Here is a 23,455-nt window from a genome sequence, read left to right on the forward strand (position 1 = left end):
CGATGATTGCCATAATACATGCAGCGTTAAACCGTGTTCGCACCGTGATGCTGTTGTTCATTTTGGTGGTGCTGGCGGGTATAGGTGCATTTCGCGCCATCCCGCAGGAAGCGCAGCCGGACATTACCGTACCCTTTATCTATATTTCTACAGGGCTTGAAGGTATCTCGCCACAAGATGCAGATCGTCTGTTGGTAAACCCTATTGAACAGCAGATCAAAAGCCTGGAGGGATTGAAAGAATATTCGTCGGTCGCCACCGAAGGCCATGCCTCCGTCACGTTGGAGTTCGAATCGGATGTTGATATAGATCAGGCACTCGATGATGTGCGTCGTCAAGTCGATATTGCCAAAAACGATCTGCCCAGCAGTGCCGACGAGCCCTCGGTCAATGAAATCAATTTGGCCCTTTTCCCGGTCATAAACGTCAATTTGTTCGGTGACTTAGACGATCGGGTTTTGTACAGCATTGCCGATCGGATGCAAGACCAGATAGAAGCCCTGCCCGGTGTTCTTGAAGCGCCCGTTCGTGGTAAGCGAGAAGAGATCGCGGAAATCATCGTCGACCCTACGATGTTGGCCAGTTATAACCTGTCCAATGAAGAATTGATCAACTCCGTGCAGCGGAATAATCAGTTGGTGGCTGCGGGCAACTTGGACACCGGCGCAGGCCGCTTTTCAGTCAAGGTACCGGGCCTCATTGAAACGGAAGAAGACATTCTTAACCTGCCGATAAAATCGGTTGAAAACAGCGTGGTGCGGTTTCGTGATGTCGCCATCGGCCAACGTACTTATGCCGATTTTCAGCAAATTTCACGCGTCAACGGACAACCAGCGGTAACCTTAGAGGTGACTAAACGCGTCGGCGAAAACCTGATCAACACCATACAAGACGTTAAAGACGCCGTGGAAGCCACCCGACCATTTTGGCCGGAAGGTTTGCAGGTAATTTATACCGGTGATCAATCGCGGGAAATTGAACAAACTCTGCGCGATTTATTCAACAGTGTCATTCTCGCCACTATTTTGGTGGTTGTGGTGATGCTTTGGACGCTGGGACCTAGGGCTTCGCTGTTGGTCGGCGTATCCATACCCACGTCTTTCCTGGCCAGTATTTTAATCCTCTACATGATGGGTATAACGCTGAACATCATTGTGCTGTTCGCGCTGATTCTCTGTGTGGGCATACTGGTGGATGGTGCCATCGTAGTGACGGAATACGCCGATCGCCGAATGAGTGAAGGTGCACCAAAAATAAAGGCTTACCGAGAGGCAGCATCGCGCATGGCGTGGCCGGTTATTTCATCGACAGCAACGACCTTAGCGGTATTTATGCCGCTGCTGTTCTGGCCGGGCATCGTCGGTGATTTCATGAGCTACTTGCCGATCACAGTGATCGTGACACTGGGTGCATCCTTGGTGGTCGCCTTGATCGTTTTACCGGCCCTAGGTACGGTTTTTGGCAAGGCCGCTTTCGTGTCCGCCAGACAACGGCGCAATCTAGCTGCCGCTGCAGAGGGTAATGTCAGCCAAATGAGTGGTCTGGGTGGTGCTTATGTTTGGTTGTTGTCCAAGCTACTGCACGTACCCATTCTGGTTTTAGCGGGCGTGTTCTTTGTGATCGCCGCGCTGGGCGCCAGTTACGCCAAGTATGGTAACGGCATAGAATTCTTCCCCAATATTGACTCCGACTTCGGCAATATCGCGGTGCGTGCCCGCGGCAACCTCTCTCTGGATGAAAAAGACGCTTTGGTCAAACAGGTTGAAAACCTGATCATAGGCCGTTCTGAGGTGAAATCCATTAACTCGTTGACGTCTGGCGGTTCCATGAACAACTACTCTGCGGACACTATAGGTGTGTTCCAGTTGGAGTTTGTTAGCTGGGAATTCCGCGGCACGGCGGAACAGGTGATGGACAGTATTGTCGCCCAAGCCGCCGAGATTCCGGGTATCATCGTGGAGAAAAAGGCGTTGGCCATGGGTCCAACGGCAGGCATCGATATTCAATTGGATTTTCTCTCCAATGATCACGGTGATCTGCAGCGCACGGTCGCCATGGTGACCGAAAAGATGAACAATGATCCGCGTTTTACCGATGTATCGAACAATCTGCCCTTAGATGGTTTGGAATGGCGTATCGATGTTGACCGTGAGGCGGCCAGTCGATTTGGTGCCGACTTGGCTTCCGTTGGCTCTGCCTTGAAAATGATCACCACGGGTTTAACCATTGGCAGCTATCGGCCGACGGATGCTGAAGAGGAACTGGACATCCGCATTCGTTATCCGTTTGATGGTCGTGATCTTGACCAGATCGAGCGCCTGACGATTTCCGCTCGGGGTGAACAGGTACCTATTTCCAATTTCATTGAACGAAATGCCCAAGGTATTCAAGGTGATCTACTGCGCACAGGCGGACAACTCGCACACCGCATTGAGGCCAATGTATCAGCGGACTATGCCGTGGCAGACGTCATTACGGCGTTGAATGACGAGTTTCGCGCCATGTTGGCTTCGGGCGAGATTCCAGACACCGTGCGCCCGGTATTCCGGGGAGATCAGGAAAATCAGGAGGAATCAATGATCTTTCTGAGTACGGCCTTTGGTGTCGCAATCTTTATGATGTTGGTGATCTTAGTCACGCAATTTAATAGCCTTTATCAAGCTTTCATCATTCTGAGTGCGATTGTCTTCTCATCCTTCGGCGTGCTACTCGGCCTGATGTTGACGGGAGACCCTTTCGGTATTGTGATGTGTGGCGTTGGCATCATTGCGTTGGCTGGTATCGTCGTTAACAACAATATCGTACTGATCGACACCTACAATGCGTTGAAGAATGAAGGGGATACGCCGTATATGGCTGCCATCAAGACCGCCGCCCAGCGTCTGCGCCCTATTCTTTTAACCACCATTACAACCATCTTAGGTTTAATGCCGTTGGTGTTGCAGTTGAACCTGGATATCCTGTCCCAATCCTATACCGTCGGCGCTCCTTCAGCACAGTGGTGGACCCAGCTATCGACGGCCATTGCTGGCGGTCTAGCCTTCGCAACCATACTGACGTTGATTCTGACGCCAGCGTTATTGGTCGGTATTGACAATACATTGGCCAACGTGAAGGCGTGGCGTTCGCGCCCCAAGCGTCCAAAGCCGGCGCCCTTGGAGCCTAAAGAAGCGGCCGAAACATTGCCTGACAATGCCATCCCTAGCGAGGGATAAGAAGGAAATACAAGCGAATCGCTGAGCCCAGTGCTCAGCGATTTTTAGGCGGGCTGTGATGTTGTTCGATCAATCACGGCGGCAAACGGCTCTTCACCCTCGAACACGTCAAAGCTATCGCCCAACACGAGAGCCCCTTCTGTTTTTGCTAACACCGCGTTCTGGCCAAACACCGGTTGTTTTTGCCAAACCAAATTGCGCATTAAATCTCGTAAGACTGACGGGTCCCGTTCGGTGGTTCCGGGCTCAATCGTCACCACGGCACAACGCGTACAGGGTTTCACAATCGTAAGTTGATGCGTATCACTCGTTAATTTAAGCCAATATTGTTCCTGCCACGCGGGTGCACCGCTCAACACAATATTCGGTCGAAAACGTAACATAGACAAGGCATTACTACCGTCCCGCTGTTGATTCAAGGCTGCCAACGACTCTTCCAGACACACCAGCAAAGGAAAGCCATCGGCAAATCCTACCTTGGCCTGAGCGTAGTCTGGATGGGTGGATCGAGGTAGGTCGGTGCGATAACACACCAAGTAGACAGGCTGCGAAAAATACTGGCTCAGCCACTGGTTCATAGCATCGGGTGCCAAACGCACCGCTACGTCATCGGACCAAACTTGAGCCCGTACCGCGGTCACGCAGTCAACAGGTGAAACGTTTTTTGTCTCACCATCGGGTGCCGTAATGGTTAATCGTTGCCCTAAGACACTGGCTTTAAATAGACCGATCAGAGGAAAACGTCGTTGGCAGATAAAACGACCCTGTTCGTCCATCAGCATCCAGCGACGGTCGTCTATCGGCCCAAATTCGTCAAAACGCAGACTGGCGACGGGATTTCCGGACATACCTTTTACCGGATATACCCACAAGCCTGAAACCATCACCGACACGGCCAAATCTCCTTGCTGTTGTATTGTCTATTCCGACTATTCGACCTCAGTGGCCGCAACTGCTTTAATACGGTCTTGCACCATATTGGCTAACGACCCGGAATGGAATTTGGACAAAAACGCATCACAACCCACTTTTTTAACCATGGCCTCATTAAAACTTCCACTGAGCGAGGTATGCAGAACAACGAATAGACCGGCGAGTCTTGGGTCTTTCCGCACTTCCGTGGTCAGCATGTAGCCATCCATTACAGGCATTTCCGCGTCGGTTACCAACATCAACAATTTCTTAGGCACATCCTCGCCACTGTCCGCCCAGCCCTTCAACATGGCCAGTGCTTTTGCCCCATCTGTCGCTTGATACACTTTGATCCCAATGCTTTCAAAGGTGGCAGTGGCTTGTGAAATCGCCGTGTGCGAGTCATCCACCATCAAAATCTCCATGCCCTTGGCGCGTTCGACGACATCATCCTCGAGAGTACCGGCTGGTATCTCGGTCACGGGGGGCTGCACAGTAGAAAGGACTTTTTCGACATCAATGATCTCGATGATTCGGTTTTCAAAACGGGTAATAGCCGTTAAATAATGCGAGCGTCCTGAACCAACCGGTGGCGGCATGATGTCTTCCCAATTCAGGTTGACGATACGGTCGACCGCTCCGACAACGAACGCCTGCACACTGCTGTTGTATTCCGTAACTATGATGGTGGACTTATCGTTCACTTCGATGGGCCGCATACCAATGGCGCGACTCAAGTCGAACACCGGCACCGTCATACCGCGCAAATGAATAACACCATAGATCACCGGATGTTGACTCGGAATTAAGGTAATTCTTGGCAACGTCAGGACTTCGCGCACCTTGAAGACGTTGATGGCGAACAGCTGGGAACCGCGCAAATTAAAGAGCAGAATCTCCAAGCGGTTTTGACCGACCAAGTTCGTGCGACTATCGACGGAACTCATTAAGTTGGACATATTCGCCATCACTCCAAACCATACATCAAATGATTTTAGACGATCTTCACGACCGCGTACTAATAAACGTTACAACGATTCCATTCACACCTTACCAAATGGTAGGTCATATCTCGACATTGTGCTTCATAGACTTCCAAAGGCCACGAATTTTTTAACATACTGATATCCGCCTGTTGACAACCCACCGCGGACAACGCCTGCTCCGCTTGATAGAAAGACCGGCCAAACTCACGATTCGCGGCGGTGGGTGTCCGGCTGCTGCGCAGTGCATTTTGATCTACCCTCGCCTCGGTGCTCAAGGCCACCAACTCGGCATAATGACGATCATCCTGGTTTAGATCCCGATCACCAGCACGAAAATTAGCCAATTCTTGCAAACAGATGCGTTCTGGATTTCGGGTGTCCAACTTTCCAGCCACGCGCTCGCGCATCTGTTCATCTAGGGCAAATCCGGCATTCATGGTAAATAATGCCAAGCTCTCGGTACGACGATCATCGACAAAGCCGTTCAATTCCGTGATAAACCCATAATCAGCGGCTTGCATCATGGTAGCATTGCGTCGCCACCACTCCTGATCCGCCTCTCGCGCCGCTGCACTGGCCGGGCCACTGACGCCATCGCACGCCGCCACTAAAGCGCGTAACTCTGCTTCTGTTGCCAACGCATAGGCAACAGCTTCGTTGGTGTACTTGGCACTTGGCGCAGCACAGCCGACGAACAATAACGACGCGATCAGGCCGCCTACCAAGGATGTCTGCTTCATCCATATCTCCTTATTGATCATTAATTATTCAGGTTTATTCTGATGCATAGTAGATGTATTCGTTAACCAATGCGCAATATCATCAGCTGAAAATGGCCAATCCAATGAGGTTTGCGTGGATTCATCCAGCAGCACAGGGATGCGAGTACCATATTGCTCTAACAGTTTACTGTCTTCGGCGATATCTATCAGTTCGACCGAGCAGCGAGATTGTTCCACAAACGGCAATAAAATGCCTTGCGCCAATTCGCAGAGATGACAATGAGAGGTTTCATAGAGAATCAAAGCGCGCACAGCGAGTACCCGATAGAATGAGTCCCTTCATTCTAGACAAACTACAGCGGAATAACTACCAAGCCATCGACTAGGTACGCATCATCGGCATGATGGCCTTAGCAAAATCCAACATGGCGGAATTTTTCTTCGGATGGGCGCTTAGGGCATCTAACCAGGCTGGCTTAACGAGAAACTCAGGGTCCTTACGCTGCGCTTCCGCCAGTGCTTGCCCATATTCGCGAATCGGCGACATCCAATCACTACCAGAACTCATAGCACTGTATTGGGCTACCGCTTTGGTTTGTGTCATGTTCATCGTCATAGACGCCAGTGTATTGTTGTCCAGATTCAGAGACTTCGCCTTTTCAAAGGCTTGCTCGTATTTTCCACTGAAGAATTTATCAGCAATGCGGCCGATGTCTTTTAATAAATTCTCAATGGCCTTCAACTCTTCAGAGCTTAAATCACCCTGCACGGAAAAGCTGAAAGATTGACTGTTGTTGGATTCCCAAACAGCCGCCAATGCTTGTGCATCACCGTTATTACCCTTTGCCACCGCCATACTGGAGGACTGCATTTGCGCTGCACTGATGGTGATGACATCCCCTTCTTTCGTTTTCAAGTTGAAGGAGAAGTCATTGTTCACTTGTTGACCGGCAGCCTGCACCGAGCCCGCTTGGCTACTTCTCAGGGCGTCCGCTGATTGGCCGGTTTCCACCATTTCACGTATGGCTGCTTTGGTGTTGGCGAGCACATCGGTCAATTCATCCGACATCAGGCCGAGGCCATCGATAATGCCGGCCGCGTCTTTAATGCCCTGTTCCATACCTGCCAACGACTGTTCACGAATGCGGGTCAATTCCCCTTCCGTTGCCCCGTTAGCTTTCGCCATCGCCATAGACCGCTGTATAAATGAGGCGACATTTTTGATCACGGTATCCGCGTCAAAATTCTGCACTACGGCTTCGGGCGAGTTGTATTTTGTGGAAACGCTGCTGTTTAAATTGACCGTATCACGGCCTGATTGTGCTTTATTCGGGGTGTCAGCCACGGCGGGTTTATTGCTCGCCTGACCGACTTGGGACGCACCAATAGGCACCATTCCCGTCATGGGGGTTGATATTTGCATGTCGATTACTCCATTCCGCTGTGTCAGATTTAGCGGCATGGCTTAAAGAAACTTAAGTAATGTTTTGTAACTCCAGTGAAATTTCTTACTTAGTTCGATATCGAGTTCGACAAATCAGCGCTAAGCAGAAAATAATTCATAAGTGTATGTAGAAAAATGACGAATAACTGGTATCATTCCGCCACAAAATTCATCAATCACTGGCAACTCGTCATAATACCTACATCGATAGCACAGATGAAGTCCATATGCCGAGTCAGCCCCATTTCACACGAAAGAAGAATTTAGACCATGGCTCGACTTGATTCTCTGGTGATTTTCACAACGGTCGTTAAGGCCAATAACTTTACGAACGCGGCTCATGCTTTAGGGCTCACACCCAGCGCAGTGAGTAAACAGATCAGTTTACTGGAAGATCGGCTAGGAGTTCGTTTGTTAAACCGTACGACAAGGAGTGTAAGCCCAACCGAGGCCGGGCAACTGTTCTTTAACCGGTGTAATCGGATACTTGAGGACTTGGAAGAAGCCGAGCACATGGTAAAGGACTTGGACACCAGCCCCAAAGGAACGCTCAAAATTACAGCGACACCGACCTTTGGACGGGCGATGCTGATGAAGATCTTCAGTGAGTTCCTGCACGAATATCCGGACGTAAACTTTGATTTGATTTTAGCTGATAAGAGTTTGGATTTAGTGCGCGAAGGCATTGATCTTTCGATTCACCTCGGGTCTTTACAGGACAGCCGCTTGGTTGCACGCCCGGTGGCGCGACAAAATGTGATCATGGTTGCCACCCAGAAATATGCGCAAAAGCATGGCTTGCCGAAAAATCTCGAAGACCTGAACAATCATCATATGCTGATGGTTTCTGGCATTGATTATGCCGAGCCCCGGTGGATTAAACGATTCTTGAAGGAAGCCAATCTGCAAGATAAAGAACGTCGTTTTACGGTCAATGACGTAGACACCATGTGCGAAGCCTGTCACCACGATATGGGTGTGGCCGCACTGCCGACTTACATGGTACAGGAAGCACTCGACAGTGGAAAAATGGTGCATGTGCTGCCAGAGATCGTTTTCCCCAAACGCACCATTCATGTGGTGTATCCGGAGAATCGCTATCTATCAGCGAAAAGCCGTGCCTTTATCGACTTTATGGCCGACTACTTCGAGAAAAATTCCCTGCGGTAAGTCGAGTTAAAAAAGGGCGATTTTTATCGCCCTTTTTTTAACACCGCCAGAATGAGAATATTCCAGACGTTGAAACCACATAGCGACATTCTGGCTAGGCAAAAAAGATCGAAAGGAGCGCGTTTACTGGTGGTAAATAAGCAACTTGAGACCTTTTTTAACAACGCCAGAATGAGAGTATGTGGTTTTAAACACTTATTGCATAAATTCTGCTAACGGCCGGTGGGTCAACATCCGATCAATACTCGCCGTCAAAACCTCCTCAAGAAACACCTTATTTTCCTCACTGGTCGGACGGGTAGCGCGAGGTTGAGTTTGCGGCGTTCTAAACCGCCCTTCACGGAAGCTGTTACCATCCGCAGTTTCAACCCGGTAAGCGATTTCCGCTACGGTCTCAACTTGGCGAACCAGACCCTCTGTTACGTACTCATAGGCTAATTCGTTCAATGACACAGACAGCGAGAACTGGGCGTTGTTGGGCGTAATCACGTACCCCGCTTCGGTCAATTTCGCATTGAGCAACGCGCCTAATTCCTGCGCTACATTATTGCTGGATGACAAGGTACTGGTTTCAGAATAGGTTCCACCCAGGTTACCCAATACACTGGTACCGCGATTATCACGCACGGTAACACTGATCAGCGTACCAGCAACTGAACCAGCGAAAGTGGCTTCTGATTTGGGTTCAACCACCACTTGCTGCGGTGACACGGCACAACCCACCGCAAACACCATCACACTCATCAATAAAATAATCGATTTCAACATCGGGTCACTCCTTATCATTCGTTAAACCACACTACTGTCGCCGCAAAAACACCCATTCAGTGGCGCTGGATTCTGCTTCGTTGAAGGCATAACCATCCACCGAGAACGCCTTTAAACTGTCTGGGCGCGTCAACTGCTGTTCAGCCATGTATCGTACCATAGCACCACGCGCTTTTTTGGCGAAGAAACTGATGACCTTATATTGCCCATTCTTCCAGTCTTTAAAAACCGGCGTGATCACGGTGCAATCTTTGACAAACGGCGCCACACTGCGAAAGTATTCCGTGGATGCCAAATTCACCAAGGTGTGCTCTTTTGTTGCCTTTAGATCATTGCGCAACACAGTGGCAATTTTGTTACGCCAGAAAGAATATAGATCATTTCCTTCGGCGGTGCGTACTTTCTTCCCCATTTCCAATCGGTAAGGCAAAATTTTATCGGTTGGTCGCAATAACCCGTAAAGTCCAGAAAGAATTCTGACATGCCGATTCACGTAAGCCAGTTGTTCTGCGGTGAGTTGATACGCATCCAAACCCGAATAAACATCGCCCTTGAACGCAAAAACAGCAGCCCTGGACCGCTTTTTGGGCATAGGCCATGTCCATTGACTGAACCGAGTGACATTTTCAGCCGCGATTTTTTCCGAAATGGCCATCAACTCTTGTAGATCTTGTTGCGTATAGGTACGCATGATGTCGACCAGCGTCGCTGCCTCATCACTAAAACGTAGGGTCGTGGTTTTGTGTGCTGGCGTTGGCGAATCAAAATCCAAAGTCTTCGCAGGCGAAATAACAGCTAACATTGCGTCTCCTCAATAGACCGATAATTAGTTGGGCAATGTACCCCGTCATGGTAACGTTTGATGCTAAATTTCTCTCGGAGGTTGTCCGTATGGCGCTCAAGGTACAACGGTATTTTCTGCCCGAAAGTTTTCAAAACTACAATCATTTGGTGTGGTCAGCGGAGCACAAAACTGCGGCCGTGATTGATCCATTCGATTGGGCGGCAGCAGAGCACGAGGCTCAGCAACTGGGCGTGCACCTGCAAGAAATTTGGCTCACCCATGGTCATGGCGATCATATTCGCGGCGTACCGGCCAACTTTTCAGGCCGCATCATAGGCCATGTCGATCTGGCCAGCCAGCTCAACATCACGCAGCCCGTTGACCAGGCAACGAGTTTCGAGTTCGCAGGCGAGCGCATTGAGGTGTTGTTAACACCGGGTCATATACCCGACCATATTTGCTTTTTCCTGCCCAATGTTCCAGCACTTATCGCTGGTGATACCCTGTTCAATGCCGGCGTCGGCAACACGCGCAGCGGCGATACCCCAACCCTGTATCGCAGCATTCAACGACTAAAAAAATTGCCTGCTGAGACTCAGGTCTACAACGGTCACGACTACTTTTTAACCAACTTAAAGTTTACGGAATCTGTGGTGGGTTCTACAGAAATCACCCGGCACTGGATCAGTCAATGTGAAAAAGCCACGCCTGATACCCGCCCCATCACGACCATCGGTGATGAACTGCAGTACAACCTTTTCCTTAATACGGAACGTGAGGAAATAATAAAAAGCCTTGATAAACAAGGCTTTAAAACAGACTCTTCGGAATCAACATTCGCTGCGCTACGCAACTTGAGGGATCAATGGTAGCCAGCTCTGGCGCTGTCGTTCGTTAAGGACAAGGATTCGAATGGACACGCTGTATGGCTTCAATATCGGCCTTTACGGCGTCCGACAAGCAGATCTCGGCCGACGCTATGTTAGATTTCAGTTGTTCCATCGTGGTCGCGCCGATGATGTTTGCAGTGACAAAAGGCCGATCATTGACGTAAGCCAACGCCATTTGCGCCGGATCCAAGCCGTGTTTCTGCGCCACTTCAACGTATTTCGCAGCAACGGCATGTGCCAGCTCGGAGTTGTACCGCTGGAACCGTTTAAACAGCGTGATGCGCGCGTTTTCGGGCTGCTTTCCGTGCATGTACTTACCACTCAACACGCCAAAAGCCAGCGGCGAATAGGCCAGTAAGCCAACGTCTTCACGAATGGCCATTTCAGCCAGGCCCACTTCAAAACTACGATTCAGCAAATTGTAGGGGTTTTGAATGCTTTGCACGCGCGGGCCTATTCCGGCATCGCTCAGACGCAGAAATTCGTGCATACCCCAAGGTGTTTCATTCGATAAACCAATCTGCCGTACCTTGCCACTGCGCACGATAGTGTCCAGTGCGGACAGGGTTTCTTCGATGGCTATGGCATCATCATCGGCTTGGTGCTGGTAACCCAACTGGCCGAAATAATTTGTTAAGCGTTCAGGCCAATGAATCTGATAGAGGTCGATATAGTCCGTTTGCAGACGACGTAGACTGTCTTCCACCGCCTGAGAAATGTGCGCCAAATTCAACCGTGGGCCGCCGCGCAAATAACGAAACCCGTCTTGCGAACGACCGGTCACCTTAGTGGCTAGAACCACTTTATCGCGCTGCCCTTGGCGCGCAAACCAGGTACCCATGTATTGTTCGGTCAAGCCTTGGGTTTCGGCTTTGGGTGGCACAGGGTACATTTCGGCTACATCGAAGAAGTTGATACCTTGCGCAAGGGCGTAATCCATTTGCTCGTGGGCTTCGGCTTCGGTGTTCTGTTGCCCCCATGTCATGGTACCCAAACAAATTTTCGACACATTAATGTCGGTGCGACCAAGTTGACGGTATTCCATCGTATCTCCTATGGTTAACGACTGATTCAATATATACTGCTGCCCAGTATACGACTAACTGTGGAACCCATGTCCAGAACGAAAAAATCTCGCCGTCTAAAAGACAAACTTGACATCAAGACCGGCTCAAAAAAGAACTTCATTGAACGCGGCCAAGAAGGGCGCATTCCGTCAAAAAACAAATTGGCAAAGCACCCTGACAAGCTGAAATCGGCTTTTAAAAAGCATTTGGAAGAACAACAAAATCTTCCACAAGCCGAGCGCAAATCGGCATCTGATGAGGCCGAAGCCCTAGCCGCCGCGCCGGCCCCGTTCAGTCGAGCGGCCAAACAGGCCGAACGCGAAAAACCGGCAGCCGAACACGTGCCTGTCGAGCCATCGGTAACTGTCAAGCCGCACGCCCAGCCAAAAAGCAAGGCGAAGCAGGAAACGTCACCTTCGACCAAAGACGGTGCGGTGAGTCAAAAGGCTATGGACACTGCGTCCAAAAAAGCCAAGCCGACACCAATCAAGCCCGTCAAGCCAAACTTTGAGCAAACCGACACGGCGCAGCCCGCGAAAGAGAAACCCCGGTTTGATCAATTAAGCGGCGACGACTTGTGGGATCTTCTGGACGACTGAACCAGTGCAACTGACCGGATAGGACAAAGCAAACGGTAGAGAAAACGCATGAGCACATCAAGCACAGCAACCTCTCAACACACGGCTCGTTTTGAACGGCCCGATGTGCTGCGTGGTTTTGCCATTGTGCTTATGATGTTCTTTCATGGCTGGTACGATCTATCGGTGTTTCGATTTGTCGACATGAGCATGAAGGACCCGCTTTGGTTCAGTCTCCGAGCCGTGATTGTCGGATTGTTTTGTCTGACCGCTGGCGCCAGCTTGGTATGGGCCAATGGACAACATATACACTGGCCGCATTGGGCTAAACGCCAAGGTCAAGTCGCCTTAGGCGCCCTTCTCGTTACCGCATTCAGCCTGTTCGCTTATCCTGACAGTTGGGTCTACTTTGGCATTCTGCATTTCTTTGTGGTGGCCTTAACGGTCAGCTTGCCACTGCTCAAACACCCCAGAGCAGCGTTGTTCCTCGGGCTATTGCTGATTGTTGCAGAACGCCTAAATGCGCCGTTTACGGACCCTTGGGTGTATGACATCCTTCAACCACTGTTGAATTTACCCAGTGGCACCTTAGATCGGATGTACTTATTACCTTGGCTGGGCGTGGTTTGGCTGGGGATATGGCTTGGCCATCAACCCTGGTTAAAAGGCACTGTACCCGTATTTTATGGCAAACAGACACTGCTCTGGCTTGGCCGACGGCCACTGCTGGTGTATCTGGTGCACCAGCCCGTGCTGTTCGGGCTGGCGTGGCTGGTTTATATCGTTAGCCGAGTAACGTTCTAAGCTACCGATCCGCTGATCAGACCACTTTTTCCAAACGTTTCCAAAGCTTGTCGATGGCCGGTTTGCGCACCAGGGCACAGCGGTACATACGAATTTCCAATGGCGCCTGCCATTGGCTGCCGCCGCAGACCAATAGACGGCCTTCACGCAATTCCCGCTCGATACACAGCTCAGGTACCCAAGCTACTCCGGCGCCGTTCAACGCCATGCCCTTCAAACCTTCGGCCATGGCTGTTTCATAAACCGTGCGTAAACGCATCACCACGGGGTCATTGCGCAACAACAAGCGCACGGTGCGCCCTAAAAAAGCCCCGGGTGTGTAGGACAGCATAGGAATATCATCATCACCGGCGTCATCTAATGAATACATGGGCAGGCCGGTCTCCGGGTCTGGAATACATACTGGCAACATCGTGGTATGCGCTAATAAAATGGAGGGGAAGGTTTGCGCATCGAGCTGTAAGGTGGCGTAAGAGTCGTAATACACCTGCATCAAATCACACTGCCCTTCGCGCAGCGCATGCACTGCGTCCTCGACGTTCATGGCAACTAAACGCAGCGACATGTCTTGCATGACATCCTTCATGGTCGATAACCAATCGGGAAAGAAGGTAAACGCCAGAGAATGCGCCGCTGCCACTTCTACCACGGGTAGCGACTCTTTTTGCAAACCACGCAATCGGCTAATGCTTTCGTGTAACTGCGCCACCACATTTCGTGCGGTGATGAGAAATAACTGACCTTCCGGGGTAAGGTCTATGGGTGTGGTAGAACGGTCCACCAACTGTACACCTACAGCTACCTCCAGCGCCTTTATCCGCCGACTGAATGCCGGTTGTGTTACGTGGCGGCGCTCGGCCGCTTGAGAAAAACTGTGCGTCGCCGCTAGGGCAAGGAAATCTTCCATCCAACGTGTTTCAAAGTCCATGGTGTCTCTCGCTGTGTGATTTTTATCGTTTTAATTATGATTGCCGAACACTGTGCATATTTAAAGGTATGCACAAACTGCATGATAAATCTATATTCAGCATTAGTCAGCTAGAAATTTGCGCGGCACAATGGTTTCGTTGCTTGGGCAATAAGGAAGCCAACAATACTTCCTCGCCCAGTTTTCCGTCCCATCATATAGGTGAAATTGTAGACATCATGAACCCCGTACCGCGCCAAGACGAAGTGTTAACTCAACCGCACCGATTGGAAAAAGATCTACTTGGCCCGCTCGCCGTGCCAGCGAATGCCTACTATGGCGTGCAGACTCAGCGCGCCGTGGAAAACTTTGCACTAACGGGCGTTCCTTTGTCGCACTTTCCAAAAATGATCATCGGGCTGGCCATGGTAAAAAAGGCCGCCGCATCCGCCAATACACAATTGGGACTGCTGGAAGAAAAGCGCAACATGGCGATTCAATATGCCTGTGACCGGTTGATCAACGGCGATTTCCACGACCAATTTGTGGTCGACATGATCCAGGGTGGCGCGGGAACCTCTACCAACATGAACGCCAATGAAGTGATTGCCAATATCGGCTTGGAATTTCTCGGTCATGCAAAGGGCGCATATCAATACTTGCACCCCAACAATGATGTCAATATGTCACAGTCTACAAACGACGCGTACCCAACCGCTATTCGGGTCGGCTTGCAGCTATCACACGCAGAGCTGGTGGACAGCTTGGCCTTACTGCGCGACAGCTTTGCCCGCAAGCGCGATGAGTTCCAGGATGTCATCAAAATGGGCCGTACCCAATTGCAAGATGCAGTACCCATGACCATGGGCCAGGAATTCGGTGCCTACGCCACCACCTTAGGCGAGGACATAGACCGCATCGCCTCTCTGTTTGATCTGTTGCGTGAAGTAAATTTAGGCGGCACGGCCATCGGCACGGGCATCAATGCAGACCCGGACTACGCGGCCTTAGCGGTAAAAGAATTGTCCGGTGTCTGTGGTCATGAGATGCGTTTGGCGCAAGACCTGATCGAAGCCACCTCCGACATGGGTGCTTTCGTGTTGTTTTCCGGGATGACCAAACGCTTAGCCATCAAACTGTCGAAGATTTGTAACGACTTACGTTTGTTGTCGAGTGGACCACGCACCGGTTTTAACGAGATCAACTTACCGGCTCAACAGCCGGGCTCGTCCATTATGCCGGGCAAAGTGAACCCGGTGATACCAGAGGCGGTCAATCAGGTTGCCTATCAAGTCATTGGCAATGACCTCGCCATCACCATGGCAGCCGAAAACGGGCAGTTGCAGCTCAATGTCATGGAACCCTTAATTGCCTACAAAATTTTGGAATCCATGCGTTTATTGCGTCGAGCCATGGATATGTTGCGCGAACGCTGCATAGACGGGATTACAGCGAATCGAGAACGTTGCCGCGAGCTGGTGGCGAATTCCATCGGTTTGATAACGGCTCTGAACCCCTATATCGGTTATGACAACGCGACGCGTATTGCTAAAGAAGCGTTGAATTCCGGACGTTCTGTGTTGGACTTGGTGCTAGAAGACGGTTTGTTAACGGCCGCTGAATTGGACGAGTTTTTAAAGCCTGAAAACATGATCAATCCGCGACCCATGCGTATTCGTGAACGGATTGTGTGACGCTCTTGGCGGCACGGAGGCCGCCTTTTTTATCCTGACCGCTTGGTCACACCAAACTTTTGGACACCACTTCGTAGACATCCTTCGACAACGCCTCAACGGCCACAATGCGCTGCAATTCGGTTTGCATGGCGTCTTGTATTTCCGGTGTATAACGTCGCCAGTAGGTAAAAGGCGTACACAGGCGAGCAGCGATTTGCGGATTTAAGCTATTCAATTGAATGATGGCGTCGGCCAAAAAGCGATACCCTGCTCCCTGGTCCGCATGAAAGGCCACCGGGTTGCGCATGGCAAAACCGCCTATAACCGAACGCACACGGTTGGGGTTGGTCCAACTGAACCCTGGGTGTTCGGTTAAACGGCGTATTTCGGGGACACGTATGCGAGGTACAGTGGCGCGGATGGACAGCCATTGTTCCGCCATTTGCGCATCGTCCTGCCAACGCTGATAGAAACCATTCATGGCCTCGTCCCACGCCTCATTGGCCACTTCACCCCACAGTTGCAATGCCGCACTTTGGTCCGTCATATTGTCGGCTTGTTGATAAAGCTCGGCGGCCAGGTGCCAGGCAGTGTGATCACCGGCAATTAAATAACTCAATGCCACTCGATGTAAGGCGCGTCGGGCAACCTGTTGATGCTCAAAAACATAAGCCGCTTCTGGCTGTGTTTGTCCGTACAACACCTGCCACTCGGCCGCCAGTGACTGGCCCAAATCGCGCCGTATATCCGTATGTACTTTGTCTAAAGCCACCGGGTCAACCGGCGTGTATTGTTCCGCCAAATAGGCTTGACTGGGTAATCGTAGCAAGCGGGCTTTCACCGCATGATCTAATGTGTCATCGACCAACACATCTCGTACCGCATCGGTCAATACCGTTTTTAAGCCATCGGCTTCCGCAGCGCCACGAACTGCGCTGAGCAATACCCGAGTGGCCAAGGTTTGCATTGCATCCCATCGGTTAAACGCGTTGCTGTCATGGCGCACCAAATGGCGAAGGTCTTCCACCGTGTACGGATACGACAAGACAACTGGCGCCGAAAAATCACGCAGCAGTGATGGCACGGCATCTTCGGTTACGCCACGCAAAACCAGGGTATCGTTTGCTTTGCGCAAGCTGAATGTCTGCAAGGTTGCGTCATAGCCGGGATGATCGGTACTGAACATCAATTCAGCGCCACTGTGTTTGCCCATCAAGCCCAATTTTACCGGCATGTGGAAGGGCAGCTTTTCAGGCTGCCCCGGTGTGGCCGGGCAGAACTGTTCAAACATCAACGAAAAGGTCTGCTGCGCAGCGTTATAATGTCCCTCTACTTTTAAGCGCGGCGTGCCCGCTTGGTCATACCAGCGTTTAAATTGGGTCAAATCCAACCCGGAAACGTCAGCCATGCAAGTAACAAAGTCGTCTGTGGTGACGGCTTGACCGTCAAAACGGTCAAAATAAAGATCGGTGGCTTGGCGGAAGCGATCGGCACCCAGCAAGCTGTGTAGCATCCGTACGACTTCAGCCCCTTTTTCATACACCGTCAGGGTGTAGAAATTATTGATTTCAATGTACGACGAAGGCCGAACCGGATGCGCCATGGGGCCTGCATCTTCGGCAAACTGTGAGGTGCGCAACAAAGTGACATCATCCATGCGCTTAACTGCGCGGGCATGCGTATCGGCGGTAAATTCGGCATCACGAAAAACCGTAAAGCCTTCTTTTAAACTGAGTTGAAACCAGTCCCGGCAGGTGACACGGTTGCCGCTCCAGTTGTGAAAATACTCATGTGCAACGATGGCTTCAATGCGCTCAAAACCATCATCGGTGGTGGTTTCAGGATCCGCCAAGACACAAGCCGAATTAAAAATATTGAGCCCTTTGTTTTCCATGGCACCCATATTGAAATGATCGACCGCAACGATCATAAAAATATCAAGGTCGTATTCCCGGCCATACACGGTTTCATCCCACGTCATGGATTTCTTTAACGACGACAAAGCGAAGGCGGTTTTATGCCGGTTGTGCGGTTCAACGTAGATACGCAGGTCGATGGTGCGACCTGTGCAGGTCACAAAAGTGTCGCGTACATCTACCAAGTCACCGGCCACCAGGGCGAACAGATAGGACGGTTTGGGAAAGGGATCGTGCCATTCAGCCATGTGACGATCCGCATCGAGCTCGCCTGACGCTACCGGGTTTCCGTTTGACAACAAGGTTTTAAACGATTTGGGCGCCTCAATACGGGTCGTAAACACCGAAAGCACATCGGGCCTATCCGGGTAATAGGTGATTTTACGGAAGCCTTCGGCTTCACATTGAGTACAGTACATTCCACCAGATACATACAGCCCTTCCAGCGACGTATTAGTGCGCGGATAAATCCGCACACGCGACTGTACTTCAAATGTCGTCGCGGCCGGTGCAGGAATGATCAGATCCTCGCCTTGTACTTCGTAGTTGGCCACCGCCACACCGTCAATACTGAGCGCTTGCAGGGTTAAATCTACGCCCTGCAATACGATAGGGCTACCTGTAGGTCGATCAGAATTCGCACGCATCTTCAGGCGTGCCTGTACATCGGTATATTCATCGAAGATTTGTACACAAAGCGAGGTTTCATCTACCCAATAGGATGGCGCTTGATAGTCGCTTAACTGGATGACTTGAGGCATTTCGGTGCGCATGATGAACCTTATTCCTGTACGTTGAAGGACGCTTCGTAGCCGGTGAAGCGTCGAATATTGATAACACCCGTGTCCAAGATCAGATACTGGCCTTTCATGCCCAATAAAGTCCCTTCCACCACCGTTTCTTTATCAAAATTGAATGATGAGAATTTTTCCGGCATGTCTTTTAAAGGGTAGATAACGGTATAAATATCTGCGTGCTGAATAAGTTGTACCGCTTGCAGGCCGTACTGGCTTTGGAGGTCTTGCAATTCACTGGTGCATTCAGCAAACAACTGATCGCGGGTGGCGGCTAAATCGATGTCTTCATCGGTACTTTTCAACATGGTCCGCCAATGCGTTTTATCACTGACGTGTTGTTTAAACAGTACCTCAAGCAGACCGGCCAGATACCGTGAGCGCACGCGTGCAATCGGCAAGGCTTGGTGCGCCCCCTGGTCTAGCCAGCGTGTGGGCACCTGCGTGCCGCGCGTAATACCCACTTTTACCTGACCGGTATTGGCTAGGTAGACATAATGCGTTTGAAAGCAATTGCGTTCGCCCCACTCCGGCTCGCGGCACGTTCCCTGCTCGAAATGGCACTTTTCGGGGCTCATGATACAACCATCGGCTTGCGCCAAACTCATAAAATGGTCGTAACAGAAACCTTGCCAGCTTTTTTTGGTTTGCACACCGCAATGTTGGCAAAATATGCGGCCGCTGTGTTCCAAGCGGATACGCTGGCCAATAAATTCATTCATGGCAATGCGCTGCTCACCCAGTATTAGAGTGTACTGTGGGCCATCATCCGTTACGGCAATCGGCATCTTATCAAGCACGCCGGCCTCACCCACCTTAGAGTACGCACCCGCATTGCCGAATAAATCAGGCGTCATGTCGGGTCACCGTTGGAATGATATCCGGTTGAGTCGACTGGCATTCATTACGTGGAATATATCCGGTGCGCTGTTCGGGCGGTAAATTAGCCACTTCCCAAGCCAACACAGCTTCCATAACGGTACTTTTCTGCTCTGCACTTAATGGTTTGCCATCTGGCCACTTACCCGTTTCTAAGGCGGACCGAAAACGAGCCACGATATCGGCGTTCAGGCCTTTGGCGGTGTCAATAAAGCTCATGAAATACCTCGTGCAAGATCAATCGTCTCCTAAACGTGAGCCCCAGCCCAGTTTGGTACGACAGGTTTCGTAGTAGTTATGACCGGACGGATGCAACAAATGCAACCGGTGCGGGTGTCGGCGAATCACCAACTCGTCACCGTTACGTGTTTCCATGTGATGTTGCGCATCGCAGGATACATGGGGTGGCAAGTCGTTATTATCGCTGATGACCACACAGATTTCACTGTCGGCAGCAATCATAAGTGGCCGACTGGTCAGAGTATGGGGAAACATAGGGACCAAAACGATGGCATCCAGGCTCGGGTGCATGATCGGCCCTCCGGCGGACAGTGCATAAGCCGTCGAACCTGTTGGGGTTGAAATAATCAAGCCGTCCGACCTTTGGCTGTAGACAAACTGCTGATCGACATGCAGTTCAAACTCAATCATCCGGATAGATTGCCCCGGGTGCAAAACCACATCGTTCATTGCCATGGCATGGGCAACGACTTTGCCTTCCCGGACAATTTGCGCCTCCAACAAAAAGCGGTTTTCCAGCACATAATCACCCTGCAGAACGCGCCCGACTTCCGTCGCCATGTTGTCCGGCATGATGTCGGTAAGAAAGCCCAAGCGCCCGCGGTTAATGCCCAGTAACGGTTTTTCATACTGCGCCATGTCGCGTGCCGCACCCAGTAAGGTGCCGTCACCCCCTACCACAATGATCAAATCAGCCCAGAAACCGATTTCTTCGCGTGACGCAAATTGTGGTGCCGGTTCCATTGCGGAAGATTCTAGCATTGCCTCAAGGGCCGTATCGAACGTTACCGGCAAGGCTTGTTCATGACACCAATGAGCCAGTCGTTGCAACGTGGCCGCGACCGTTTCACTGCCCAAGCGACCCAGCACCCCAATTTTGTTAAAACGATTGGATTCCAATACACTGTCCTCTGGTTTCTGTGAGCAAGCATAACAGAATGCGTGAACCAGATAATACCGCATCGCCCGATGAACTGGCGGAGCAAGTGCGCCGCGACTTGAAGTGGGCGGTGACGAGTGCGGATCACTGGCTGAACGAGTTCACCGTGCCGTGGCACGAATCCGGTTCTTGGTTCCTGCCATGGGTGCAGGCGCTATCCTACGACACCTTGGCTGAAGCCAATCTCTTTTCGTTGCAAAAACGCCGCTTAGGCCACTATTTTGAAGCCTTGTGGTTGTTTTATTTGCAGCATCATCCGCAGTGGCATATCCGTCTGTCGAACCATGTGGTGTATCACATGCCCCCAAACGACAAAACCACGGAAGGCGAAATCGATGCGGTTATCCAGCACGATACATCCGGTGAGCTTGTCCATCTTGAGCTCGCCGTTAAGTTTTATCTGTGGGTACCCATGCCAAACGAACCCCATGCCGCCGAGCAGGATGATGCGACTTGCTGGGTAGGATCCTCCCTTCGTGACAGTTTGGCGCGCAAACGTGCGCAACTGCACCATCGTCAATTACCGTTAGGAAGGCACCCACAGGTTTTGACCGCCTTAGGCACTGCGCCGGAGCGTCATGAGTGCGTGATGAAAGGCCGTGGCTTTTTGCCTTGGTCGGCGGAACACCCACAACGTTCGGGCTGGTTGTCACTGAGCGCCTATGAACAGAACTTTGCCGCGTCAGAAGCAATGATTTTACCGCGTCAACACTGGCTGGCAGGGCCTGACGTGCCGCAATGGTGTAGCTACGATGTGCTGCAAGAGCCACTGAAGCACCGCGCTCCAGTGCTCCTTTGGGTGCCGACCAACCACGAAGCTGGCACTCATACAGTGCTGTTTGTGGTGCCCGATGACTGGCTTATGCAAGCGCAAGATTGGGTACGTGCCACCAGAACTGCATTAAACGGCAAGAACTTTCACCGCCGCTCCGTTGCGCGCCAAGGCCCAAGCGCATGAACGCCCATGAGTTGATTCCGCATCTCGAACGCATCGTGCGGCAACATGGCGCAGGGATCAGTGAGTTCGAACTGATTCAAGTGCTCAATAACGACCCCGATATTCCGTTCACCAAGCCCAATATGACGGATTCGTGGATGCTGTTTCAATGTCATTTCTGGTTATTCCACTGCCTGTACTTGTTACAGGTAGAGTTGCTGTCTACCACCGGCGAAATGCTTGACATCATTGCCACCCGAGTGCGCTTGCTACCGCCGACCTCCGCCGTGCTCAACACGGCAGAGCCGCGCACCACAGCAACAATGCTTCAGCGCTCAGATTTGCCCGCCGCAGGCGACACCATGCGCGCCTATTATCTTGATCTCGACAACCTGGATCGCGAGACACCGCAGTCCATCAATGACAAATTAAAGGCGTTTTGGCGCGGCCTGTCGGTAGGTCCGGCGCAACCCGATGACTGGGTCGTGATGGGCTTACAGCCGCCGGTTACCAGTGACGAACTGCGTTTGCAGTATCGCCGCCTATGTCAGAAGCATCACCCAGACCGTGGTGGTGACGCACAGACCTTCCGCGCAGTGCAAGCGGCTTACGCCCGGTTAAAAATAGCTGTTTTACGCAAAGGGTGAGAATCCTTACGATTTCCGCTACCATGCACGCCAACACAGTTACAGAGCATTGCTGAGCCATGTCAGACCGACCCGGTCAGGTCTATCCTGCCCAGTATGAGGCACAATTAACCGACAAAATTAACCAGCTTCGGATGGCTTTCGAGCCCGTCTATACGGGAGCCATCGATGTCTATGCATCGCCGGACGCCCACTTTCGCATGCGCGCCGAATTTCGTGTCTGGCACGAAGGCGAACGCAGCTATTTTGCGATGTTTGACCCGGAAAATCCGCGTGACCCGATTGAAGTACCTGACTTCCCTATTGGCTCCGAAACCATTAACCGCCTGATGCCACTGTTGATGGAAGCCATCCATCAGGACTCCGAGCTGCGCTATCGCTTATTTCAGGTGGAATTTCTGACCACCCTATCGGATGAGGCCTTGGTCACGCTGGTTTATCACCGCAAATTAGACGAAACCTGGGAGCAGTCGGCACGTGACTTGGCTGAAAACCTAGGCATTGAGCTCATTGGCCGAAGCCGCAAACAGCGCATCGTGATTGGGCGCGATTATGTCACGGAGTGCTTGGTGGTAAACGGGCAAAAATTCCGCTATCGCCAAATCGAGAACAGTTTCACTCAACCTAACGCGCAGGTGTGTGAAAAAATGTTGGAATGGGCAATTCAGCAAGCGGAACCGCTGTCAGGCGACTTGCTGGAACTCTACTGTGGCTTGGGCACCTTCACCATCCCACTGTCGTATCAGTTTGACCGCGTTCTAGCGACTGAAATTTCCAAAACCTCCGTGCGAGCGGCTGAACACAATTTAGGTCTCAACGGCATCGAGAATGTTGTGATCGGCCGCATGTCGGCGGAAGACTTTAGCGTTGGTTGGCGCACCGGCGAAGGTCGACGCATAAAAGAATATCAACTCGACCGCTATCAATTCTCGACCGTCTTTGTTGACCCGCCGCGCAGCGGGCTCGACGACGACACCGTTGAACTCGTGCGCGAATTCGACCATATCCTGTACATTTCGTGCAATCCGGAAACGCTTTTGGCCAACATTCAAGCGTTACAGTCAACGCACGAGGTCAAGCGAATGGCGTTGTTTGACCAGTTCCCGTATTCACACCATCGTGAAGCCGGTGCTCTATTGACGAGACGCCCAGGCTGATCATCCAATAACTCGCCACGCT

Annotated in this window: 22 protein-coding genes; 9 read left to right on the forward strand and 13 right to left on the reverse strand. The window is 51.3% G+C overall.

All coding sequences use genetic code 11. The features are described from left to right. Positions 1-2 precede the first annotated feature (2 nt). On the forward strand, positions 3-3,215 hold the full coding sequence (locus ACFOSD_RS09625) for an efflux RND transporter permease subunit (protein WP_380695914.1): 3,213 nt from the start codon (positions 3-5) through the stop codon (positions 3,213-3,215). Between the two features lie 44 nt (positions 3,216-3,259). Here the strand turns inward: ACFOSD_RS09625 and ACFOSD_RS09630 are convergent, their stop codons facing one another. From ACFOSD_RS09630 to ACFOSD_RS09650, 5 genes are all read right to left on the reverse strand, one after another. Beyond that, positions 3,260-4,099, reverse strand: a complete 840-nt coding sequence (locus tag ACFOSD_RS09630) for an MOSC domain-containing protein (protein WP_380697260.1) — start codon at positions 4,097-4,099, stop codon at positions 3,260-3,262. Between the two features lie 45 nt (positions 4,100-4,144). After that, complete coding sequence (locus ACFOSD_RS09635) at positions 4,145-5,086, reverse strand: chemotaxis protein (protein ID WP_380695916.1); 942 nt, start codon at positions 5,084-5,086, stop codon at positions 4,145-4,147. 59 nt (positions 5,087-5,145) lie between these two features. Further along, positions 5,146-5,853, reverse strand: a complete 708-nt coding sequence (locus ACFOSD_RS09640) for a hypothetical protein (RefSeq protein ID WP_380695918.1) — start codon at positions 5,851-5,853, stop codon at positions 5,146-5,148. A 24-nt stretch (positions 5,854-5,877) separates the two neighbouring features. Continuing rightward, positions 5,878-6,147 carry a glutaredoxin family protein gene (locus tag ACFOSD_RS09645; protein ID WP_380695920.1) on the reverse strand — a complete coding sequence of 90 codons (270 nt, stop codon included), beginning with the start codon at positions 6,145-6,147 and terminating at the stop codon, positions 5,878-5,880. A gap of 70 nt (positions 6,148-6,217) precedes the next feature. After that, complete coding sequence (locus ACFOSD_RS09650) at positions 6,218-7,258, reverse strand: DUF5610 domain-containing protein (RefSeq protein WP_380695922.1); 1,041 nt, start codon at positions 7,256-7,258, stop codon at positions 6,218-6,220. A 291-nt stretch (positions 7,259-7,549) separates the two neighbouring features. On the opposite strand from ACFOSD_RS09650, the gene ACFOSD_RS09655 reads away from it, so the two are divergent. Next, complete coding sequence (locus ACFOSD_RS09655) at positions 7,550-8,449, forward strand: LysR family transcriptional regulator (protein ID WP_380695924.1); 900 nt, start codon at positions 7,550-7,552, stop codon at positions 8,447-8,449. A gap of 195 nt (positions 8,450-8,644) precedes the next feature. Here the strand turns inward: ACFOSD_RS09655 and ACFOSD_RS09660 are convergent, their stop codons facing one another. Both ACFOSD_RS09660 and yaaA read right to left on the reverse strand, forming a co-directional pair. Continuing rightward, positions 8,645-9,217, reverse strand: coding sequence for a YajG family lipoprotein (locus ACFOSD_RS09660; protein WP_380695926.1), 573 nt, complete (start codon positions 9,215-9,217; stop codon positions 8,645-8,647). A 31-nt stretch (positions 9,218-9,248) separates the two neighbouring features. Beyond that, positions 9,249-10,019 carry a peroxide stress protein YaaA gene (yaaA, locus tag ACFOSD_RS09665; RefSeq protein ID WP_380695928.1) on the reverse strand — a complete coding sequence of 257 codons (771 nt, stop codon included), beginning with the start codon at positions 10,017-10,019 and terminating at the stop codon, positions 9,249-9,251. A gap of 89 nt (positions 10,020-10,108) precedes the next feature. Between yaaA and ACFOSD_RS09670 the strand changes: the two genes are divergently transcribed. Beyond that, positions 10,109-10,873, forward strand: coding sequence for a hydroxyacylglutathione hydrolase (locus ACFOSD_RS09670; protein ID WP_380695930.1), 765 nt, complete (start codon positions 10,109-10,111; stop codon positions 10,871-10,873). 22 nt (positions 10,874-10,895) lie between these two features. On the opposite strand, the gene ACFOSD_RS09675 is transcribed toward ACFOSD_RS09670, so the two are convergent. Then, on the reverse strand, positions 10,896-11,936 hold the full coding sequence (locus ACFOSD_RS09675; RefSeq protein ID WP_380695932.1) for an NADP(H)-dependent aldo-keto reductase: 1,041 nt from the start codon (positions 11,934-11,936) through the stop codon (positions 10,896-10,898). Between the two features lie 69 nt (positions 11,937-12,005). On the opposite strand from ACFOSD_RS09675, the gene ACFOSD_RS09680 reads away from it, so the two are divergent. Further along, positions 12,006-12,557, forward strand: a complete 552-nt coding sequence (locus ACFOSD_RS09680; RefSeq protein WP_380695934.1) for a hypothetical protein — start codon at positions 12,006-12,008, stop codon at positions 12,555-12,557. 48 nt (positions 12,558-12,605) lie between these two features. Continuing rightward, positions 12,606-13,340, forward strand: a complete 735-nt coding sequence (locus tag ACFOSD_RS09685; protein WP_380695936.1) for a heparan-alpha-glucosaminide N-acetyltransferase — start codon at positions 12,606-12,608, stop codon at positions 13,338-13,340. Positions 13,341-13,356: 16 nt separating this feature from the next. On the opposite strand, the gene ACFOSD_RS09690 is transcribed toward ACFOSD_RS09685, so the two are convergent. After that, positions 13,357-14,268, reverse strand: a complete 912-nt coding sequence (locus tag ACFOSD_RS09690; RefSeq protein ID WP_380695938.1) for a LysR substrate-binding domain-containing protein — start codon at positions 14,266-14,268, stop codon at positions 13,357-13,359. A 218-nt stretch (positions 14,269-14,486) separates the two neighbouring features. On the opposite strand from ACFOSD_RS09690, the gene aspA reads away from it, so the two are divergent. Beyond that, positions 14,487-15,941 carry an aspartate ammonia-lyase gene (gene aspA / locus ACFOSD_RS09695; protein WP_380695940.1) on the forward strand — a complete coding sequence of 485 codons (1,455 nt, stop codon included), beginning with the start codon at positions 14,487-14,489 and terminating at the stop codon, positions 15,939-15,941. A gap of 46 nt (positions 15,942-15,987) precedes the next feature. On the opposite strand, the gene pepN is transcribed toward aspA, so the two are convergent. The 4 genes from pepN to ACFOSD_RS09715 are packed head-to-tail and all read right to left on the reverse strand — an operon-like array spanning position 15,988 to position 20,652. After that, positions 15,988-18,612, reverse strand: coding sequence for an aminopeptidase N (gene pepN / locus ACFOSD_RS09700; protein WP_380695942.1), 2,625 nt, complete (start codon positions 18,610-18,612; stop codon positions 15,988-15,990). Between the two features lie 8 nt (positions 18,613-18,620). Further along, a complete protein-coding gene (locus ACFOSD_RS09705; protein ID WP_380695944.1) occupies positions 18,621-19,490 on the reverse strand; it encodes a DUF2797 domain-containing protein in 870 nt (289 codons plus the stop codon). Then, positions 19,480-19,731, reverse strand: coding sequence for a YeaC family protein (locus ACFOSD_RS09710; RefSeq protein ID WP_380695946.1), 252 nt, complete (start codon positions 19,729-19,731; stop codon positions 19,480-19,482). Before ACFOSD_RS09710 ends, ACFOSD_RS09705 begins: the two co-directional genes overlap by 11 nt. Positions 19,732-19,749: 18 nt before the next feature. Beyond that, complete coding sequence (locus ACFOSD_RS09715; RefSeq protein WP_380695948.1) at positions 19,750-20,652, reverse strand: NAD(+) kinase; 903 nt, start codon at positions 20,650-20,652, stop codon at positions 19,750-19,752. 38 nt (positions 20,653-20,690) lie between these two features. Here ACFOSD_RS09715 and ACFOSD_RS09720 point away from each other — a divergent pair, with 38 nt between their 5' ends. The 3 genes from ACFOSD_RS09720 to trmA are packed head-to-tail and all read left to right on the forward strand — an operon-like array spanning position 20,691 to position 23,433. Then, positions 20,691-21,650 (forward strand): DUF1853 family protein, encoded by a 960-nt coding sequence (locus ACFOSD_RS09720; RefSeq protein WP_380695950.1) that lies wholly within the window; start codon positions 20,691-20,693, stop codon positions 21,648-21,650. Further along, on the forward strand, positions 21,647-22,276 hold the full coding sequence (locus ACFOSD_RS09725) for a DNA-J related domain-containing protein (RefSeq protein WP_380695952.1): 630 nt from the start codon (positions 21,647-21,649) through the stop codon (positions 22,274-22,276). The genes ACFOSD_RS09720 and ACFOSD_RS09725 overlap by 4 nt, the downstream gene beginning before the upstream one ends. Positions 22,277-22,335: 59 nt before the next feature. After that, on the forward strand, positions 22,336-23,433 hold the full coding sequence (trmA, locus tag ACFOSD_RS09730) for a tRNA (uridine(54)-C5)-methyltransferase TrmA (protein ID WP_380695954.1): 1,098 nt from the start codon (positions 22,336-22,338) through the stop codon (positions 23,431-23,433). The last annotated feature ends 22 nt before the right edge of the window (positions 23,434-23,455 follow it).

It is taken from the genome of Salinispirillum marinum (genome assembly GCF_042650105.1).
GTDB lineage: Bacteria > Pseudomonadota > Gammaproteobacteria > Pseudomonadales > Natronospirillaceae > Salinispirillum > Salinispirillum marinum.

Excerpts from the sequence above, each read along its gene's own strand:
- ACFOSD_RS09625 (WP_380695914.1), top strand. The coding sequence starts at position 3 with ATGATTGCCATAATACATGCAGCGTTAAACCGTGTTCGCACCGTGATG.
- ACFOSD_RS09630 (WP_380697260.1), bottom strand. The coding sequence starts at position 4,099 with ATGGTTTCAGGCTTGTGGGTATATCCGGTAAAAGGTATGTCCGGAAAT.
- ACFOSD_RS09635 (WP_380695916.1), bottom strand. The coding sequence starts at position 5,086 with ATGTCCAACTTAATGAGTTCCGTCGATAGTCGCACGAACTTGGTCGGT.
- ACFOSD_RS09640 (WP_380695918.1), bottom strand. The coding sequence starts at position 5,853 with ATGAAGCAGACATCCTTGGTAGGCGGCCTGATCGCGTCGTTATTGTTC.
- ACFOSD_RS09650 (WP_380695922.1), bottom strand. The coding sequence starts at position 7,258 with ATGCAAATATCAACCCCCATGACGGGAATGGTGCCTATTGGTGCGTCC.
- ACFOSD_RS09655 (WP_380695924.1), top strand. The coding sequence starts at position 7,550 with ATGGCTCGACTTGATTCTCTGGTGATTTTCACAACGGTCGTTAAGGCC.
- ACFOSD_RS09660 (WP_380695926.1), bottom strand. The coding sequence starts at position 9,217 with ATGTTGAAATCGATTATTTTATTGATGAGTGTGATGGTGTTTGCGGTG.
- yaaA (WP_380695928.1), bottom strand. The coding sequence starts at position 10,019 with ATGTTAGCTGTTATTTCGCCTGCGAAGACTTTGGATTTTGATTCGCCA.
- ACFOSD_RS09670 (WP_380695930.1), top strand. The coding sequence starts at position 10,109 with ATGGCGCTCAAGGTACAACGGTATTTTCTGCCCGAAAGTTTTCAAAAC.
- ACFOSD_RS09675 (WP_380695932.1), bottom strand. The coding sequence starts at position 11,936 with ATGGAATACCGTCAACTTGGTCGCACCGACATTAATGTGTCGAAAATT.
- ACFOSD_RS09680 (WP_380695934.1), top strand. The coding sequence starts at position 12,006 with ATGTCCAGAACGAAAAAATCTCGCCGTCTAAAAGACAAACTTGACATC.
- ACFOSD_RS09685 (WP_380695936.1), top strand. The coding sequence starts at position 12,606 with ATGAGCACATCAAGCACAGCAACCTCTCAACACACGGCTCGTTTTGAA.
- ACFOSD_RS09690 (WP_380695938.1), bottom strand. The coding sequence starts at position 14,268 with ATGGACTTTGAAACACGTTGGATGGAAGATTTCCTTGCCCTAGCGGCG.
- aspA (WP_380695940.1), top strand. The coding sequence starts at position 14,487 with ATGAACCCCGTACCGCGCCAAGACGAAGTGTTAACTCAACCGCACCGA.
- pepN (WP_380695942.1), bottom strand. The coding sequence starts at position 18,612 with ATGCGCACCGAAATGCCTCAAGTCATCCAGTTAAGCGACTATCAAGCG.
- ACFOSD_RS09705 (WP_380695944.1), bottom strand. The coding sequence starts at position 19,490 with ATGACGCCTGATTTATTCGGCAATGCGGGTGCGTACTCTAAGGTGGGT.
- ACFOSD_RS09710 (WP_380695946.1), bottom strand. The coding sequence starts at position 19,731 with ATGAGCTTTATTGACACCGCCAAAGGCCTGAACGCCGATATCGTGGCT.
- ACFOSD_RS09720 (WP_380695950.1), top strand. The coding sequence starts at position 20,691 with ATGCGTGAACCAGATAATACCGCATCGCCCGATGAACTGGCGGAGCAA.
- ACFOSD_RS09725 (WP_380695952.1), top strand. The coding sequence starts at position 21,647 with ATGAACGCCCATGAGTTGATTCCGCATCTCGAACGCATCGTGCGGCAA.
- trmA (WP_380695954.1), top strand. The coding sequence starts at position 22,336 with ATGTCAGACCGACCCGGTCAGGTCTATCCTGCCCAGTATGAGGCACAA.